The following is a 14,807-nucleotide window of genomic DNA, read 5'->3' as shown; positions in this document are numbered from 1 at the left end:
ATGTTGCTAACCAAGAAGTCTTCCCATTCTGTGCAGGGCAACGGCTCTGCATCGCCTTTTGTGCACAGCCTGCGCCGTGGCCTGTCGCAGGCCCTGCCCACCATGGACCGTCGCTCGTTCCTGCGCCGCTCTGGCCTAGGAGTGGGCGTGGGCATCGCGGCCTCGCAGCTCACGCTGGTCAAGAAATCCAACGCTGCTGAAGGTGCCAAGGTCGGCATCGGCGACAGCAAGATCGAAGTGCGCCGTACGGTGTGCACCCACTGCTCGGTGGGCTGCGCGGTCGATGCCGTGGTCGAGAACGGCGTGTGGGTGCGCCAGGAGGCGGTGTTCGACTCGCCCATCAACCTGGGTGCCCACTGCGCCAAGGGCGCAGCGCTGCGCGAGCACGGTCATGGCGAGTACCGCCTGCGTTATCCCATGAAGCTGGTCAACGGCAAATACGAGCGCATCAGCTGGGACACGGCCCTGAACGAAATCACGGCCAAGATGCAGGAGCTGCGCAAGGCCAGCGGTCCTGACAGCGTGTACTTTGTGGGTTCGTCCAAGCACAACAACGAGCAGGCCTATCTGCTGCGCAAGTTCGTGAGCTTCTGGGGTACCAACAACTGCGACCACCAGGCGCGTATCTGCCACTCCACCACGGTGGCGGGGGTGGCCAATACATGGGGCTACGGCGCCATGACCAATTCGTACAACGACATGCAAAACAGCAAGGTCGCTCTGTACATCGGCTCCAACGCGGCCGAAGCGCATCCGGTGTCCATGTTGCACATGCTGCACGCCAAGGAAACCGGCTGCAAGATGATCGTGGTGGACCCGCGCTTCACCCGCACGGCCGCCAAGGCGGACGAGTACGTGCGCATCCGCTCCGGTACCGACATTCCCTTCCTGTTTGGTGTGCTGTACCACATCTTCAAGAACGGCTGGGAAGACAAGAAGTACATCAACGACCGTGTCTATGGCATGGACAAGGTGCGTGACGAAGTGCTGGCCAAGTGGACGCCTGACAAGGTGGAAGAGGCTTGTGGCGTCAAGGAAGACCAGGTTTTCAAGGTCGCCAAGATGCTGCACGAGAACAACCCTGGCACCATCGTGTGGTGCATGGGCCAGACGCAGCACACCATCGGCAATGCCATCGTGCGTGCATCGTGCATCTTGCAGTTGGCTTTGGGCAACGTGGGCAAGAGCGGTGGCGGCACCAACATCTTCCGCGGCCACGACAACGTGCAGGGCGCAACCGACGTGGGTCCCAACCCAGACTCGCTGCCTGGCTACTACGGCCTGGCCGAAGGCTCGTGGAAGCACTTCGCCGCTGTGTGGGGAGTGGACTTCGAGTGGATCAAGAAGCAGTATGCGTCGCCCGCGATGATGACCAAGAACGGCATCACCGTGTCGCGCTGGATCGACGGTGTGCTGGAGAACAACGAGCTGATCGACCAGGACTCCAATCTGCGCGGCGTGTTCTTCTGGGGCCATGCGCCCAACTCGCAGACCCGTGGTCTGGAGATGAAGCGCGCCATGGACAAGCTGGACCTGCTGGTGGTGGTGGATCCTTACCCGTCCGCCACCGCCGCGATGGCTGCCATGCCAGGCAAGGCCGAAGATTTGAACCCGAACCGTGCGGTGTACCTGCTGCCCGCAGCCACGCAGTTCGAGACCAGTGGTTCGTGCACGGCATCCAACCGGTCGCTGCAGTGGCGCGAAAAAGTGATCGAGCCGCTGTGGGAGAGCCGCTCCGATCACATGATCATGCACCAGTTCGCCGAAAAGCTGGGCTTTGCCGCCGAGCTCTCCAAGAACTACAAGATGCAGAAGGTCAAGGGCATGGACGAGCCCGTGCCCGAGGACATCCTGCGCGAGATCAACAAGTCGGTCTGGACCATTGGCTACACCGGCCAGAGCCCTGAGCGCCTGAAGGCCCACATGAAGAACATGCACCTGTTCGATGTGAAGACCCTGAAGGCCAAGGGCGGCAAGGACAAGGAGACTGGCTACGACTTTGGCGGTGACTATTTTGGCCTGCCATGGCCCTGCTACGGCACGCCGGAGCTCAAGCACCCAGGCTCGCCCAATCTGTACGACACCTCCAAGCATGTGATGGAAGGCGGCGGCAACTTCCGCGCCAACTTCGGCGTGGAAAAGGATGGCGTCAACCTGCTCGCAGAGGACGGCTCCCATTCGGTGGGCAGCGAGATCACCACGGGCTACCCCGAGTTCGACCACGTGCTGCTCAAGAAACTGGGCTGGTGGGACGATCTGAGCGATGCCGAAAAGGCCAAGGCCGAGGGCAAGAACTGGAAGACCGACCCCACGGGCGCGATCATCCGGGTGGCCCTCAAGCACGGTTGCCATCCATTCGGCAATGCCAAGGCGCGCGCTGTGGTGTGGAACTTCCCTGACGCCATTCCGCAGCACCGTGAGCCTCTGTATGGCACGCGTCCTGACCTCATGGCCAAGTACCCGACCCACGACGACAAGAAGGCCTTCTGGCGCCTGCCCACGCTGTACAAGAGCGTGCAGGAGAAAAACGTGGCCGACAAGGTGCACGAGAAATTCCCGCTCATCATGAGCTCGGGCCGACTCGTGGAGTACGAAGGCGGCGGCGAGGAAACTCGCTCTAACCCCTGGCTCGCGGAACTGCAGCAGGAGTCGTTCGTCGAGATCAACCCCAAGACAGCGGCCGACCGGGGCATCCGCAACGGCGAGCGTGTATGGCTCAGTTCTCCCACCGGTGCCCGCATCAATGTGCAAGCACTCGTCACCGAGCGCGTGGCACCCGATACCGTGTGGATGCCTTTCCACTTCTCGGGCCGCTGGCAAGGGGCGGATATGCTGGCGTACTACCCCAAGGGTGCGGCACCTGTGGTGCGCGGTGAAGCCGTGAACACGGCCACCACCTATGGCTACGACAGCGTGACCATGATGCAAGAAACCAAGACCACGATCTGCAACGTGGAACGCGCCTGATCGCGCCACGCAAGGAGACACACATGGCACGAATGAAATTCATCTGTGACGCAGAGCGCTGCATCGAATGCAACGGCTGCGTGACCGCCTGCAAGAACGAACACGAAGTACCCTGGGGCGTGAACCGCCGCCGCGTGGTCACCCTCAACGATGGTGTGCCGGGTGAAAAGTCCATCTCGGTGGCCTGCATGCACTGCAGCGACGCACCCTGCATGGCGGTCTGCCCTGTCAACTGCTTCTACCGCACCGAAGAGGGTGTGGTGTTGCACGACAAGGACGTGTGCATTGGCTGCGGCTACTGCAGTTATGCCTGCCCGTTTGGCGCGCCGCAGTTCCCGTCATCCGGCACCTTTGGTGTGCGCGGCAAGATGGACAAGTGCACCTTCTGCGCCGGTGGTCCTGAAACCCATGGCAGCCAGGCCGAGTTTGAAAAATACGGCCGCAATCGCCTGGCCGAAGGCAAGCTGCCCGCCTGCGCAGAAATGTGTTCTACCAAAGCCCTGCTGGCCGGTGACGGCGATGTGGTGGCGGACATCTTCCGCAACCGCGTGGTGCAGCGTGGCAAGGGCGCCGAAGTGTGGGGCTGGGGCACGGCCTACGGCTCACAGCAGGCAGGTCAGCCTGCAGGAGGCAAGTCATGATGCAGCGCACCATACACATGACCTTGGCCGCTGCGGTGGCCGCCCTGGCATTGACGGGCTGCGGCGAGAAACCGCAGACCGGCGCGGGCATTCGCAGCGATGCTCCGTCTTACGCCGGCACCGGCAGCAACTTCACGCAGCCTGGCTGGAAAGCCGGCGACAAAACCAGCTGGGAGGCGCAGTTGAAAGCGCGCCAGCAGTACGGCCAGAACGAATACACCCGCACCCAGGCGAAGTGAGGTCCACCATGAAATACATCGTGTGGTCCATGGCCTTGGCGGCCAGCCTGGCCTGTGGGGTGGCTGGCGCCCAGACGCCGCCTCCTGCGCCCGACGCATCTGCGGCAGCTCCTGCAGCCACGGCTGCACCGGCTGCGGTGGGGGGGGTACAAAGCCAGAATATCTTTCAGGTCAAACCCGACGCCAGCGCTGATCCCAAATACGCGGAACAGACCAATGGCGAGCGCATGAAGGTGCAGCCCGGCAACAACGCGCCCATGTGGCGCCAGGTGGGGCAGGGCGTGACAGGCTACAGCAGCTTGCCTGAGACCCAGGCGCCCGAGGCGGGCAACCTGATCCAGCGCTTTGTGCAGTACCCCGGCTCGCGCTACACCAATGCGGGCGAGGCGTGGCGGCAAGTGCGCAACCACTGGATCATCCCCTACGGTGCGGCGCTGTTTGCCATTGTGTTGCTGGCTTTGGGCATCTTCTACTTTGTGAAAGGCCCGCTGGGGCATGAGCATCCCGACGGCACCGGTCCCCGCCGTATCGAGCGTTTCACCCCGTTCGAGCGCGCGGCCCACTGGGCCAATGCGTTTGCATTCGTCGCGCTGGCCATCTCCGGCATCGTGATGGCGTTTGGCAAGTTCTTCCTGTTGCCCATCCTGGGGACCACGCTTTTTGGCTGGTTGACCTATGCGCTCAAGAACGTTCACAACTTTGTGGGTCCGTTGTTTGCAGTGTCGCTGCTGGTGATCATTCTTACCTTCATCAAGGACAACATCGCCAACCGCGCTGACTTTGTCTGGTTGGCCAAGGGCGGCGGCATGCTGGGCAAGGGCAATCACGAGGTGCCCTCACACCGCTTCAATGCGGGCGAGAAGGGCTTGTTCTGGTGGGGCATCACCATCCCCGGCATCTTTGTGGTGGCCACTGGCCTGGTGCTCGACAAACTCATCCCCGGCTTTGGCGACGTGCGTGGCGACATGCAGATCGCCCACATGATCCACGCCACTCTGGCCATCTGGATGATGGCGCTGATCTGTGGTCATATCTACATGGGCACAGTGGGCATGAAGGGTGCCTACAAGGCCATGCGCACCGGCTATGTGAGCGAGGGCTGGGCCAAGGAACACCATGAGCTGTGGTACGACGATGTGCAGGCCGGCAAGATCCCGCGCCAGCGCAGCGCCAGCCAGTCAGCGACCGACGTAACAGCATCTGCGGGCCAGCAGCCCGCCCAGGTATGAGGATCCACTCCATGACGAGATCAAGCATCCGCACCTTTTTGCTGGCGCTGTGCGCGGCAGCTGTATGCACTGTGGCATCCGCCAAGCTGCCGGCCCCGTCCCCCGAGGCGGCCGCCAAGGCCGCCGAAGCGGCAGCCAAGGCTGCATGGGCTGGCAAGGTGGACAACTACAAGTTGTGCCTGTCGCAAGACAAGGTGGCCGCGCACTACCGCAAGACCACGCCCTCGGCCAAGCCCGCGGCTGCTACTGGTGCTGCTTGCACGGACCCTGGTCCCTTCGCCTACACACCGCCAGCGGCCAAGCCTGCAGAGGCTGCTGGTGCACACTCGCCACCTGGCACAGCCAGCAGCCCTCCCAGCACGCAGGTACCAGCCGCTGCAGCTGCACCGGCCTCCAAGTCCTGACAGGCGCCCTGCCGCGCTGGGCTCGAAGCCGCGTTCCCTGGTGGGGCGCGGCTTTTTTTCTGGGCGCGATGTGCCAGGTGCACCGCCGAGCCAGCACTCGCAGAGCGATACGGCACCAGCCTGCCCCCTTGGTGCAGTGGACCGGGCCACGCAGCGGTTCATTTCCGTGCGCTAACCGCGGTAGCACCACACTGCGTATATTTGCCCCATGAGTTCCAGTTCTTTGTCCACTCCTTCAGTTTTGTCTTCGCCCTCTCTGCCGCGCCTGACGCAGGCCCACGCCCCGCTGACCCATGCAGTGGAGGTCGTCAACGAACTGGGCGCACGGGAACAGGTACAGATCCCCGCCGAGCGTCCGCTCACGATCTACGTGGACAAGCGCGAGCTCGTGACGCTGATGACACTGGGCGCGCAACCAGAGCTGCTGGTGCTGGGTTATCTGCGCAACCAGCGGCTGGTCGAATCGGTGCTCGACATCGAATCGATCACGGTCGATTGGGAGGTCCACGCCGCCGCTGTGCGCACGCGCCATGGCATTGCACGGATCGAAGAGCGCACGGCCAGCAAGGTCGTCACCACGGGCTGCGGACAGGGCAGCGTGTTTGGCGGGCTCATGGACGAAGTGGACCGCATCCAGTTGCCCGACGCCCGCCTGACCCAGGGCCAGCTGTACGGCATCGTCAACGCGATTCGCCTCAAGGAGACCACCTACAAGTCGTCCGGTTCGGTGCACGGCTGTGCCCTGTTCAAGGGGGAGGACTTGCTGATTTTTGTGGAAGACGTCGGCCGCCACAATGCGATCGACACCATCGCCGGCTGGATGTGGATGAATCCTGAGACGTGCTCATCCAGCGACTGTGCAGGAGACCCCGCAACCTCTCCCATATCGGGGGCAGACAAGGTGTTCTACACCACCGGCCGCCTCACCAGCGAGATGGTCATCAAGTCCGCGCAGATGGGGGTGCCCATTGTGGTGTCTCGCAGCGGCATGACCCAAATGGGCCATGCCGTGGCCCAGCAGCTGGGCCTGTGCGCCATCGGGCGCGCCACCAACCGCCGGTTTGTGTGCTACAGCGGTACGCATCGCCTGGTACTGCAGCCAGAACTGGCCCAGGCACCGGTAGTGCCCCCCGCCCGGGCTGCTGGTGAAGTGTGAGGCGGCAGCGCTCAATGGTTTGCGCCCGCGCAGACGGGGTGGTGCTGGGGCCGTTGCCGCTCAATAGTCTTTGAGTCGGCCACCGCAGCGGCGTCGAGCACCTTCGGCCCGCCTTGGCCTGCGGCCCATGCAAAGGCATGGGGCGAGACGAAAAAAAAGCCGGCTACAGCGAGCCGGCTTTTTTCATGAGCCACAGGGCTCAATAGCGGCCGCCGCCGTAGCCGCCCGTGCCATAGCCAACGTCCGAGCGTTTGCTCGCACTGTAGCCATTGGCGCTGTAGCCCCCTGCGCCGCCACCTTCTTCACGGGGGCGGGCCAGATTCACCACAATCGAGCGCCCATCGACGGACATGCCGTGCAGCGCGCTGATGGCGGCTTGGGCCACTTCGGCCGACGCCATTTCCACAAAGCCGAAGCCCTTGGAGCGACCGGTTTCGCGGTCCATCATGACCTTGGCGGAGGACACATTGCCGAACTCGGCAAAGTTACTTTGCAGGCTGGAATCGGTCACGGAATAGGGCAGGTTGCCCACGTAGATCTTGGTGCTCATGGAAGAGCCTTTCTGAAGGATGGCACGCAACGAAGGGCGCACCGTTGGGGTACAGCACTGTGAGCGGGAGCCCACGGCAACTGGGATGAGGACATGGAGCCTGCGGTCAGCAGAGCTTCAGCACACAGGGGGATGGGACATGCACGCTTGCAGCCAGCCCTGGGTGACGGCAAAGAGCCTGGCAGCTTCGCGCGATGCAAAGGCTTTGTCAAAACGGAACACTCGGCAGTAGCTGCCGTTGCCACTTGAACGATGGACCGAGAAGGAGGCGCGGAAGCGGCCGCAGTCGGTCGGGTGTGTCGCGGGCGAAACGACATATTGGCCCATGGAAATGGCGTTGTTTGAAATCTGGTGCATTCGGGAACGCAGGCCAGCATCGACCTGCGTGAGCATCGAGGGACTCGGTGGGCTGCAGCTCTTCAGACCCACTGGGCGACAAGGTCGCAAAAGGCAGCCTGCCGTGGCGCGGTAGACCGCTGGGAGGCAGGCGTTGCGGTGACTGCTGGCGTCAAAAGCCGTGACTGCAACAAAGCAGAGTATATGCGATTGGTTATTTAATTTTTATTTAATATTATTTTCTGTTTTAAAAAGACGGTGCCAGTCCTTCGATCGCTCCTACGAAGGCCGAGGGGCGCTGGCGCAATAGCGAGCTCGTCCACCGCTCTCCATCGTCTTTTGGCCCGTTCCCGCAGCCTCTTGCGTCCTGCCTTCGGCGGATTCCACGGCCACAGAAGGCGTCACCCCGCGATGGCATGATGCGCGCATGAAAGACCTGAACGCCAGCAGTAGCACCTGGGCCGACACGTTGCCCAGCCAGTGGGGACCAGAACTGGCCCACACGGAAATTGAAGTTCCTTTGAGCCGGTCGCCGCAAGACCTGCCCACATCGTCTGCCATCAGGGCCGTTTCCCCCACGGAGCGCCTTTCACTGTGGGGCTGGATGCGCGAAGGACTGCGCGCTGCACTGTTTCTGGCTCCGCGTACAGGGGCTGCGGCACCCACGCCCTGGCAGTTGCTGGTGTTGTCGTTGATCAGCGGCGCGTTGCTGTTGGGCGCTGCACGGTTACAGGTCGTAGGCCCGGCCCAGTTCAGCATGCGTGGCTGGCTCACCCCCATGTGGAGCAGCCTGGTGCTGCTGTGGCTGGCTTGGTGGGCCATGGCGCCAGCACAGCGTGCTCCTACCCCTGCGCCCGAGCGGGGTGTGCCCGGCCCTTCGGGCGGGCTGGCCGCGTGGTATGTGCTGTCGGCGTGGGCGCCCTTGGCCCCTTTGCTGGTGCTCTATGTCCTGATGGGATTGGCGGTTCACCAACCTGCACTGTGGAATGGGACGGTGGCAAGCATCCTTTTCTGGGTGGCCTACGGCGTGCTCACGGTATGGGTGCTGGCCACGTTGGTGGTGGTGAGTGCCCGCTTCATCCGATCGCGGGTGCGCACTGCGGTCTTTGGCGTGGCGATGGCTGTGGTGGTCGGGGTGGGCATGTGGCAGTTTCAGGATCAGCCCTGGGAGGAAGACGCCCTGGCGGTGGCCGATGCGTCGGCCGCGTCCGCCGACGGAGCACAGCCTCCAGAGCCTGCGCAACTGGCGCTATCGCAAGGCCTTTTTGAGAATCAGCAGCTGCTGTGGCAACAGCAGGTGGATGCTTTGTTGCCTCAGCGTCCCGGCGTTGTGGATGTCTATGGGTTGGTGTTCGCGCCCTATGCGGATGAAAACGTGTTCCGCCGCGAAAGCACGATGGTCAACACGCTGCTGCAGGAGCGGTTTGACGCCCAGGGCCGGGTTCTGCACCTGCTCAACCATGCTGAAACTGCCGAGACCCACCCCTGGGCGACGCCCGAGAATCTGCAACGCGCCATTGCCGCGCTGGCCGCGCGCATGGATCGCGAGCATGATGTGCTGGTGATTTACATGACCTCGCATGGCGCACGCAACCATGAACTGGCCGCCGCACACTGGCCGCTGCAGGTGCCCCCGGTGACGCCGGAGATGCTGCGCGCAGCGCTGGACGAATCGGGTATCCGCAACCGCGTGATCGCAGTGTCAGCCTGCTTTTCGGGAGGCTGGATCGAACCGCTGGCCACCGACAGCACCCTGATCATGACGGCGGCCGACGCCACCCACACCTCGTATGGCTGCGGCAGGCTGTCTGAGCTGACCTTCTTTGGCCGCGCGGTGTTTCATGAACAACTGCGCCAGACCCATTCCTTCACCGAGGCCTTTGCCAAGGCTGTGCCGCTGATTCAGCAGCGTGAGGTCGAGGCCGGCAAGGCCGACGGCTTTTCGAACCCGCAGATCCGCGTGGGCCAACAGATCGCCCTGGTGTTGCAGGCGCTGGAACAGCGGCTGCAGACGGAGGCACCAAATGCCTCCAGCGCAGCCCCGGCGCTGGCGGCCGACGCTCCGAGCCCGGTGCCGGCGACAGCTGCGGCGACCGACGCCGCCACAGCGCCATCCCCGCGGCCCTGATGGGTTGAACACGTTCTAACACCCCACGGCCCGCCAGCCCGTTCGCTTTGCGCTAAGGTCTGCCCATGAACCTGTCTTTCCTGCGCCTTGGCTGGCGCACCCTGGCCCGGGACCTGCGCGCGGGCGAGTTGCGCCTGTTGATTGTGGCGGTCACCCTGGCAGTGGCCGCGCTCACATCTGTGGGTTTTTTTGCCGATCGCCTGCAAGGCGGACTGCAGCGCGATGCCCTGCAACTGCTGGGGGGAGATGCAGTCGTGGCCAGCGACAACCCAACGCCCGCTGCATTCGTGGAGCGCGCCAAGGCGCTGGGGTTGCAATCGGTGACCACGCTGGGCTTTCCGACCATGGGCCGCGCGAGCGATGCGCAGGGCGGCGCCAGCAAGCTGGTGGCACTCAAGAGCGTGCAGCAGGGTTACCCGCTGCGCGGCAGCCTCACGGTGGCAGATGCCCCTGGTGCGCTAGAGCAGCCGACGCGTGACATCCCGGCGCCCGGCGAGGTGTGGGTGGACGCGCCACTGCTCGAATCGCTCAACCTCGCGATGGGCGACAAGCTGTTGCTGGGCGATGCGCAACTGCGCATCGCGCGCATCATCGTCATCGAGCCTGACCGGGGGGCGGGCTTCATGAGCTTTGCACCACGTGTGATGGTGAACGAACGCGACCTGCCCGCCACGGGGCTCGTGCAACCTGCCAGCCGCCTGACCTACCGCTTTGCCGTGGTCGGCCCGGCGTCGGCCATCAAGGCGTTCAACGATTGGGCGGTGGTCGAGGCCAAGAAGCCCGAAGTGCATGGCGTGCGCGTGGAGTCGCTGGAAAGCGGCCGCCCCGAGATGCGCCAGACGCTGGACCGCGCGCAGAAATTCCTGAGCCTGGTAGCGCTGCTGGCTGCACTGTTGTCAGCCGTGGCCGTGGCGCTGGCCGCGCGCGGCTTTGCGGCGGAGCACCTCGACGCTTCGGCCATGCTGCGTGTGCTGGGGCAGAGCCAGCGCACCATTGCTGGGGCCTACACCACGGAGTTCGCGCTGATCGGCCTGTTTGCCAGCTCCTTGGGCGTGGCGCTGGGCTATGTGGTGCATTACGCGTTTGTGCTGCTGCTAGCGGGATTGGTGGAATCGGCCTTGCCTTCGCCCAGCCTGTGGCCGGTGGTGTTTGGCCTGGGCATGGGGCTCACGCTGCTGTTTGCGTTTGGCTTGCCGCCGGTGCTGCAGCTGGCGCAGGTGCCGCCGTTGCGGGTGATACGGCGTGATGTGGGGGGGCTCAAGCCCGCCTCGCTGGCAGTGCTGGGTATCGGCATTGCGGGCTTCGCTGCGCTGTTGCTGGCCGTCAGCAGTGACATCAAGCTGGGTCTGATTGCCGTGGGTGGTTTTGCCGGCGCCGTGGCGCTGTTTGCAGGCCTGTCATGGGTGGCGGTCAAGCTTCTGCGCAAGAGCGTGAACGAAAGCACAGCCCCGCGCTGGCTCGTGCTGGCCACGCGGCAGATTTCTGCGCGCCCGGCCTATGCCGTGGTGCAGGTCAGCAGCCTGGCGGTGGGGCTGCTGGCCCTGGTGCTGCTGGTGCTGCTGCGCACCGACCTCATCAGCAGCTGGCGCAAGGCGACCCCGCCCGATGCCCCCAACCGTTTTGTCATCAACGTGATGCCTGACCAGTCGGAGGCCTTTCAGCAGACGCTCAAGGACAGCGGAGTGGGTCGCTACGACTGGTACCCCATGATCCGCGGCCGGCTGGTGGCCGTGAACGGCAAGCCATTGGGCCCCGACAACTACACCGACGACCGCGCCAAGCGCCTGGTGGACCGGGAATTCAACCTGTCCAACGCTGTGGAGGCACCGCCCCACAACCAGGTGGTGGCTGGGCGCTGGACGCCCGGCGAGGAGGGCGCCATCAGCGTGGAAGAAGGTATTGCCCAGACGCTGGGCCTGCAGCTGGGTGACCGTTTGCAGTTCGATATGGGCGGCGTGCAGGACGAGGCCCGCATCACCAGCCTGCGCAAGGTGGACTGGGGCTCTATGCGCGCCAACTTCTTTGTGATGTACCCGGTGGCCGAGGTCAAGGATGTCCCGGTTACCTACTTGGCCGCCTATCGCGCTCCAGAAACCCACGGTTTCGACAACGCGCTGGTGCGCCAGTTTCCCAACATCACCAACGTGGACATGGGCGCCACCATTGCCCAGGTGCAGCGGGTGCTGGAGCAGGTGATCCGGGCGGTGGAGTTCTTGTTTGCCTTCACGCTCGCAGCTGGGCTGGTGGTGCTGTTTGCCGCCGTCACGGCCACCCGCGAAGAGCGCGCACGCGAGTACGCCATCATGCGTGCCGTGGGGGCCCGTGCCAGCCTGCTGCGTCAGGTGCAGCGGGCCGAGCTGGTGGGTGTGGGTCTGCTGGCGGGCTTTCTGGCCAGCGCGGTGGCGGTGGGCGTGGGCTGGGCATTGGCGCGTTATGTGTTTGACTTCACCTGGACCGCCGCCCCCTGGGTGCCGCTGGCCGGTGCGCTCGCGGGCGCGGTGCTGGCGCTGGCCGCAGGCTGGTGGGGTCTGCGCGAGGTGCTGCTGCGCCCGGTGGTGGACACGCTCAGGCGGTCTGCCGAGTAACGGGACAGCAGCAGGCGCACTGCACTGCGTCCGGAAAGGGTGAGAGTCCGCACGAGCGCCCTCTGCCTTTGGCCGGTGCCAAGCGCTTTCCGAGGGGGTTTGTTGTGGCAGCTGCGGGACATTGTTCGCCCCGCGATGCAACGACCGCACGCGGCGCAAGGTGTTGCGGCCATTGGCCTCGCCGGCCCAGAGTTTGAATAAAAACAGACGATAGCGCCGAATTCATATGCGCTGATAGCTATCAAATAGATAGCGAATACTCGCCAATGCGCTGGCTGCGCCTACTGCATTTTTGCTGCTCCGGGCCCGAAAAATCGCTTTTTGGGCCACCGGTGCGACAATAGAGGGCTAAATGACAAGTTCCTTTTCCAATCTATCGCTGGCTGAGCCGCTGGCGCGCGCCGTAGCCGAAATGGGCTACGAGTCCATGACGCCCATCCAGGCGCAGGCCATCCCGGTGGTGCTCACCGGCCAGGACGTGATGGGCGCAGCCCAGACCGGCACCGGCAAAACCGCCGCGTTCTCGCTGCCTTTGCTGCAGCGCCTGCTCAAGCACGAGAGCAGTTCCACATCCCCCGCTCGTCACCCTGTGCGCGCTCTGGTGCTGTTGCCCACCCGTGAGCTGGCCGACCAGGTGGCCCAGCAGATTGCGCTGTACGCCAAGTACACCAAACTGCGCAGCACCGTGGTGTTTGGCGGTATGGACATGAAGCCCCAGACCATCGAGCTGAAAAAAGGCGTCGAAGTGCTGGTGGCTACGCCGGGCCGCCTGCTCGACCATATCGAGGCCAAGAATGCGGTGCTCAACCAGGTGGAGTACGTGGTGCTCGACGAGGCCGACCGCATGCTGGACATCGGTTTTCTGCCCGACCTGCAGCGCATCCTGAGTTACCTGCCCAAGCAGCGCACCACGCTTCTGTTCAGCGCCACCTTCTCGCCCGAGATCAAGCGCCTGGCCAGCAGCTACCTGCAGAACCCCATCACCATTGAGGTGGCCCGCCCGAACGAAACGGCCTCCACGGTGGAGCAGCGCTTTTACAGCGCCAATGATGACGACAAGCGCCGAGCCATCCACCAGGTGCTCAAGACGCGCGGCATCAAGCAGGCTTTCATCTTCGTGAACAGCAAGCTCGGATGCGCCCGTTTGGCGCGCAGCCTGGAGCGTGAGGGCCTCAAGACCGCAGCCTTGCACGGCGACAAGAGCCAGGACGAGCGACTGAAGGCGCTGGAAGCCTTCAAGAGCGGCGAGGTTGATCTGCTGGTGTGTACCGATGTGGCTGCGCGCGGCCTGGACATCAAGGACGTGCCTGCGGTGTTCAACTTCGACGTGCCTTTCAATGCGGAAGACTATGTGCACCGCATTGGCCGCACAGGCCGTGCGGGCGCGTCCGGCCTGGCCGTCACGCTGGTGTCGGGCAGCGATGCCCGCCTGGTGGCCGACATTGAGAAGCTGATCAAGAAGAAGATCGATCTCGAAGCCATCGAATACGAAGAAGACCGCCCCCGCGGCCGCATCAACGACGGCCGCCGCGCATGGCGTGAAGCAGGCGAGACCGGTGATCCGCGCGATGCGATTCCAGGGGCCGTGCGTGAACGCAGCGAGCGCCGCGAACCCCGCGAGTCGCGTGAACACCACCGGGGTTTCCGCCCTGCCGTGGCCTCGCGCGATCCCTTCTTCGAAAAGCCTTACGAACCCAGCAGTGCGGATACCGCCCCCGCCTGGGAGGCCGCCGCCAAATCGCCTGCGCGCAGCAGCATTTCGGCCAACATCAAGCCCAAGCGCAAGGTGGCAGCCCTCTTCAAGGCCACTCAGCCAGAAACTTCGGTGCAGTGATAAAAAACAGGCCTTTTGGGCCTGTGGCGCTAGAAGAATAAGCGCTGGTAGCTATATTTTCAATAGCGGTCAAGTTCCCTTCAACTTGCGTGAAGGCGGTGGTCGGCCCTGAGGTTGGGGGCCAGGCCGCGCAGCAAGCGCGTGTCGATGCCGCCGAACAGAACGGCCTGCCCACCACGCTGCTGCACAAACTGCTGTGCCGCCCCCGCGCTGCCAAAGGCGGGCAGGTTGCCGGCCCGCATGGGCCCCAGGGCCGACGAACCTGTCACGTACACCGCTTCCTGCGCGTTCAGCCACAGCCCCGTGTCGGTATCGGTCACGTAGCAGGCCACGATGGCGTCGGGCGTGCGGCCCCGCGTGTAGTGGTCCACGTTGCCCAGGTACAGCATGAGACTGAGCGGGGAGTCGAAGAAATATGCGTCCCCTTGCGCAAAAATGACCTGTGCCGCCCAGGCTCGTGCGCGGGCCGGGTACATGCCACACACCGGGCAGCGGGCTTCGGCGGGCACCTCGCGCGCAGCGGCCAGGGGCTGGCCCAGCGCAGGGTCGTAGGGCGTGGGTGGCGCCACCACACACACATCGTCGCCAATCCCCTCCAGGGCCGCGTTGCCGGATGGCGGGGGCGGGGTGCGCTGGGGCCATTGCCACGCCACCAGGCCTGTCGAGCCCAGCAACAGGGCTGCGAGCACGGCGCGCCGAGCGGCGGGGCGGGGTGGGGGCGGTATCAATGCCAACACG

At 64.2% G+C, this 14,807-nt stretch carries 12 protein-coding genes; 9 read left to right on the top strand and 3 right to left on the bottom strand.

What is annotated here, in order from left to right; genetic code table 11:
* From ASD75_RS14765 to ASD75_RS14740, 6 genes are all read left to right on the top strand, one after another.
* Complete coding sequence (locus ASD75_RS14765; RefSeq protein WP_056746763.1) at positions 1–2,967, top strand: formate dehydrogenase subunit alpha; 2,967 nt, start codon at positions 1–3, stop codon at positions 2,965–2,967.
* 23 nt (positions 2,968–2,990) lie between these two features.
* On the top strand, positions 2,991–3,608 hold the full coding sequence (gene fdh3B / locus ASD75_RS14760; RefSeq protein WP_055402827.1) for a formate dehydrogenase FDH3 subunit beta: 618 nt from the start codon (positions 2,991–2,993) through the stop codon (positions 3,606–3,608).
* Positions 3,605–3,847: a hypothetical protein gene (locus tag ASD75_RS14755; RefSeq protein ID WP_056058622.1), complete on the top strand. Its 243-nt coding sequence runs from the start codon at positions 3,605–3,607 to the stop codon at positions 3,845–3,847. The genes fdh3B and ASD75_RS14755 overlap by 4 nt, the downstream gene beginning before the upstream one ends.
* Before the next feature lie 8 nt (positions 3,848–3,855).
* On the top strand, positions 3,856–5,076 hold the full coding sequence (locus tag ASD75_RS14750; RefSeq protein ID WP_056746762.1) for a formate dehydrogenase subunit gamma: 1,221 nt from the start codon (positions 3,856–3,858) through the stop codon (positions 5,074–5,076).
* Between the two features lie 11 nt (positions 5,077–5,087).
* Entirely contained in the window at positions 5,088–5,480 is a 393-nt protein-coding gene (locus tag ASD75_RS14745; RefSeq protein WP_082565036.1) for a hypothetical protein, read from the top strand.
* Positions 5,481–5,688: 208 nt separating this feature from the next.
* Positions 5,689–6,636 carry a formate dehydrogenase accessory sulfurtransferase FdhD gene (locus ASD75_RS14740; RefSeq protein WP_056746760.1) on the top strand — a complete coding sequence of 316 codons (948 nt, stop codon included), beginning with the start codon at positions 5,689–5,691 and terminating at the stop codon, positions 6,634–6,636.
* 199 nt (positions 6,637–6,835) lie between these two features.
* On the opposite strand, the gene ASD75_RS14735 is transcribed toward ASD75_RS14740, so the two are convergent.
* Positions 6,836–7,186, bottom strand: a complete 351-nt coding sequence (locus tag ASD75_RS14735) for an RNA-binding protein (protein WP_056058635.1) — start codon at positions 7,184–7,186, stop codon at positions 6,836–6,838.
* A 117-nt stretch (positions 7,187–7,303) separates the two neighbouring features.
* Positions 7,304–7,543, bottom strand: coding sequence for a hypothetical protein (locus ASD75_RS23390; RefSeq protein ID WP_192420591.1), 240 nt, complete (start codon positions 7,541–7,543; stop codon positions 7,304–7,306).
* Between the two features lie 406 nt (positions 7,544–7,949).
* On the opposite strand from ASD75_RS23390, the gene ASD75_RS14730 reads away from it, so the two are divergent.
* From ASD75_RS14730 to ASD75_RS14720, 3 genes are all read left to right on the top strand, one after another.
* Complete coding sequence (locus tag ASD75_RS14730) at positions 7,950–9,650, top strand: C13 family peptidase (RefSeq protein WP_056746759.1); 1,701 nt, start codon at positions 7,950–7,952, stop codon at positions 9,648–9,650.
* 65 nt (positions 9,651–9,715) lie between these two features.
* A complete protein-coding gene (locus ASD75_RS14725) occupies positions 9,716–12,235 on the top strand; it encodes an ABC transporter permease (protein WP_056746758.1) in 2,520 nt (839 codons plus the stop codon).
* Positions 12,236–12,587: 352 nt separating this feature from the next.
* Positions 12,588–14,069, top strand: coding sequence for a DEAD/DEAH box helicase (locus ASD75_RS14720; protein WP_056746757.1), 1,482 nt, complete (start codon positions 12,588–12,590; stop codon positions 14,067–14,069).
* An 80-nt stretch (positions 14,070–14,149) separates the two neighbouring features.
* Here ASD75_RS14720 and ASD75_RS14715 read toward each other — a convergent pair whose 3' ends face one another.
* The gene (locus ASD75_RS14715; protein WP_369817494.1) at positions 14,150–14,806 is read right to left on the bottom strand and encodes a nitrous oxide reductase accessory protein NosL; all 657 of its coding nucleotides are present in this window, start codon (positions 14,804–14,806) and stop codon (positions 14,150–14,152) included.
* Position 14,807 lies beyond the last annotated feature (1 nt).

The organism is Acidovorax sp. Root568 (assembly GCF_001427445.1).
In the GTDB taxonomy this organism is placed as follows: domain Bacteria; phylum Pseudomonadota; class Gammaproteobacteria; order Burkholderiales; family Burkholderiaceae_C; genus Acidovorax; species Acidovorax delafieldii.
This window is presented reverse-complemented; position numbering and strand designations above follow the sequence as displayed.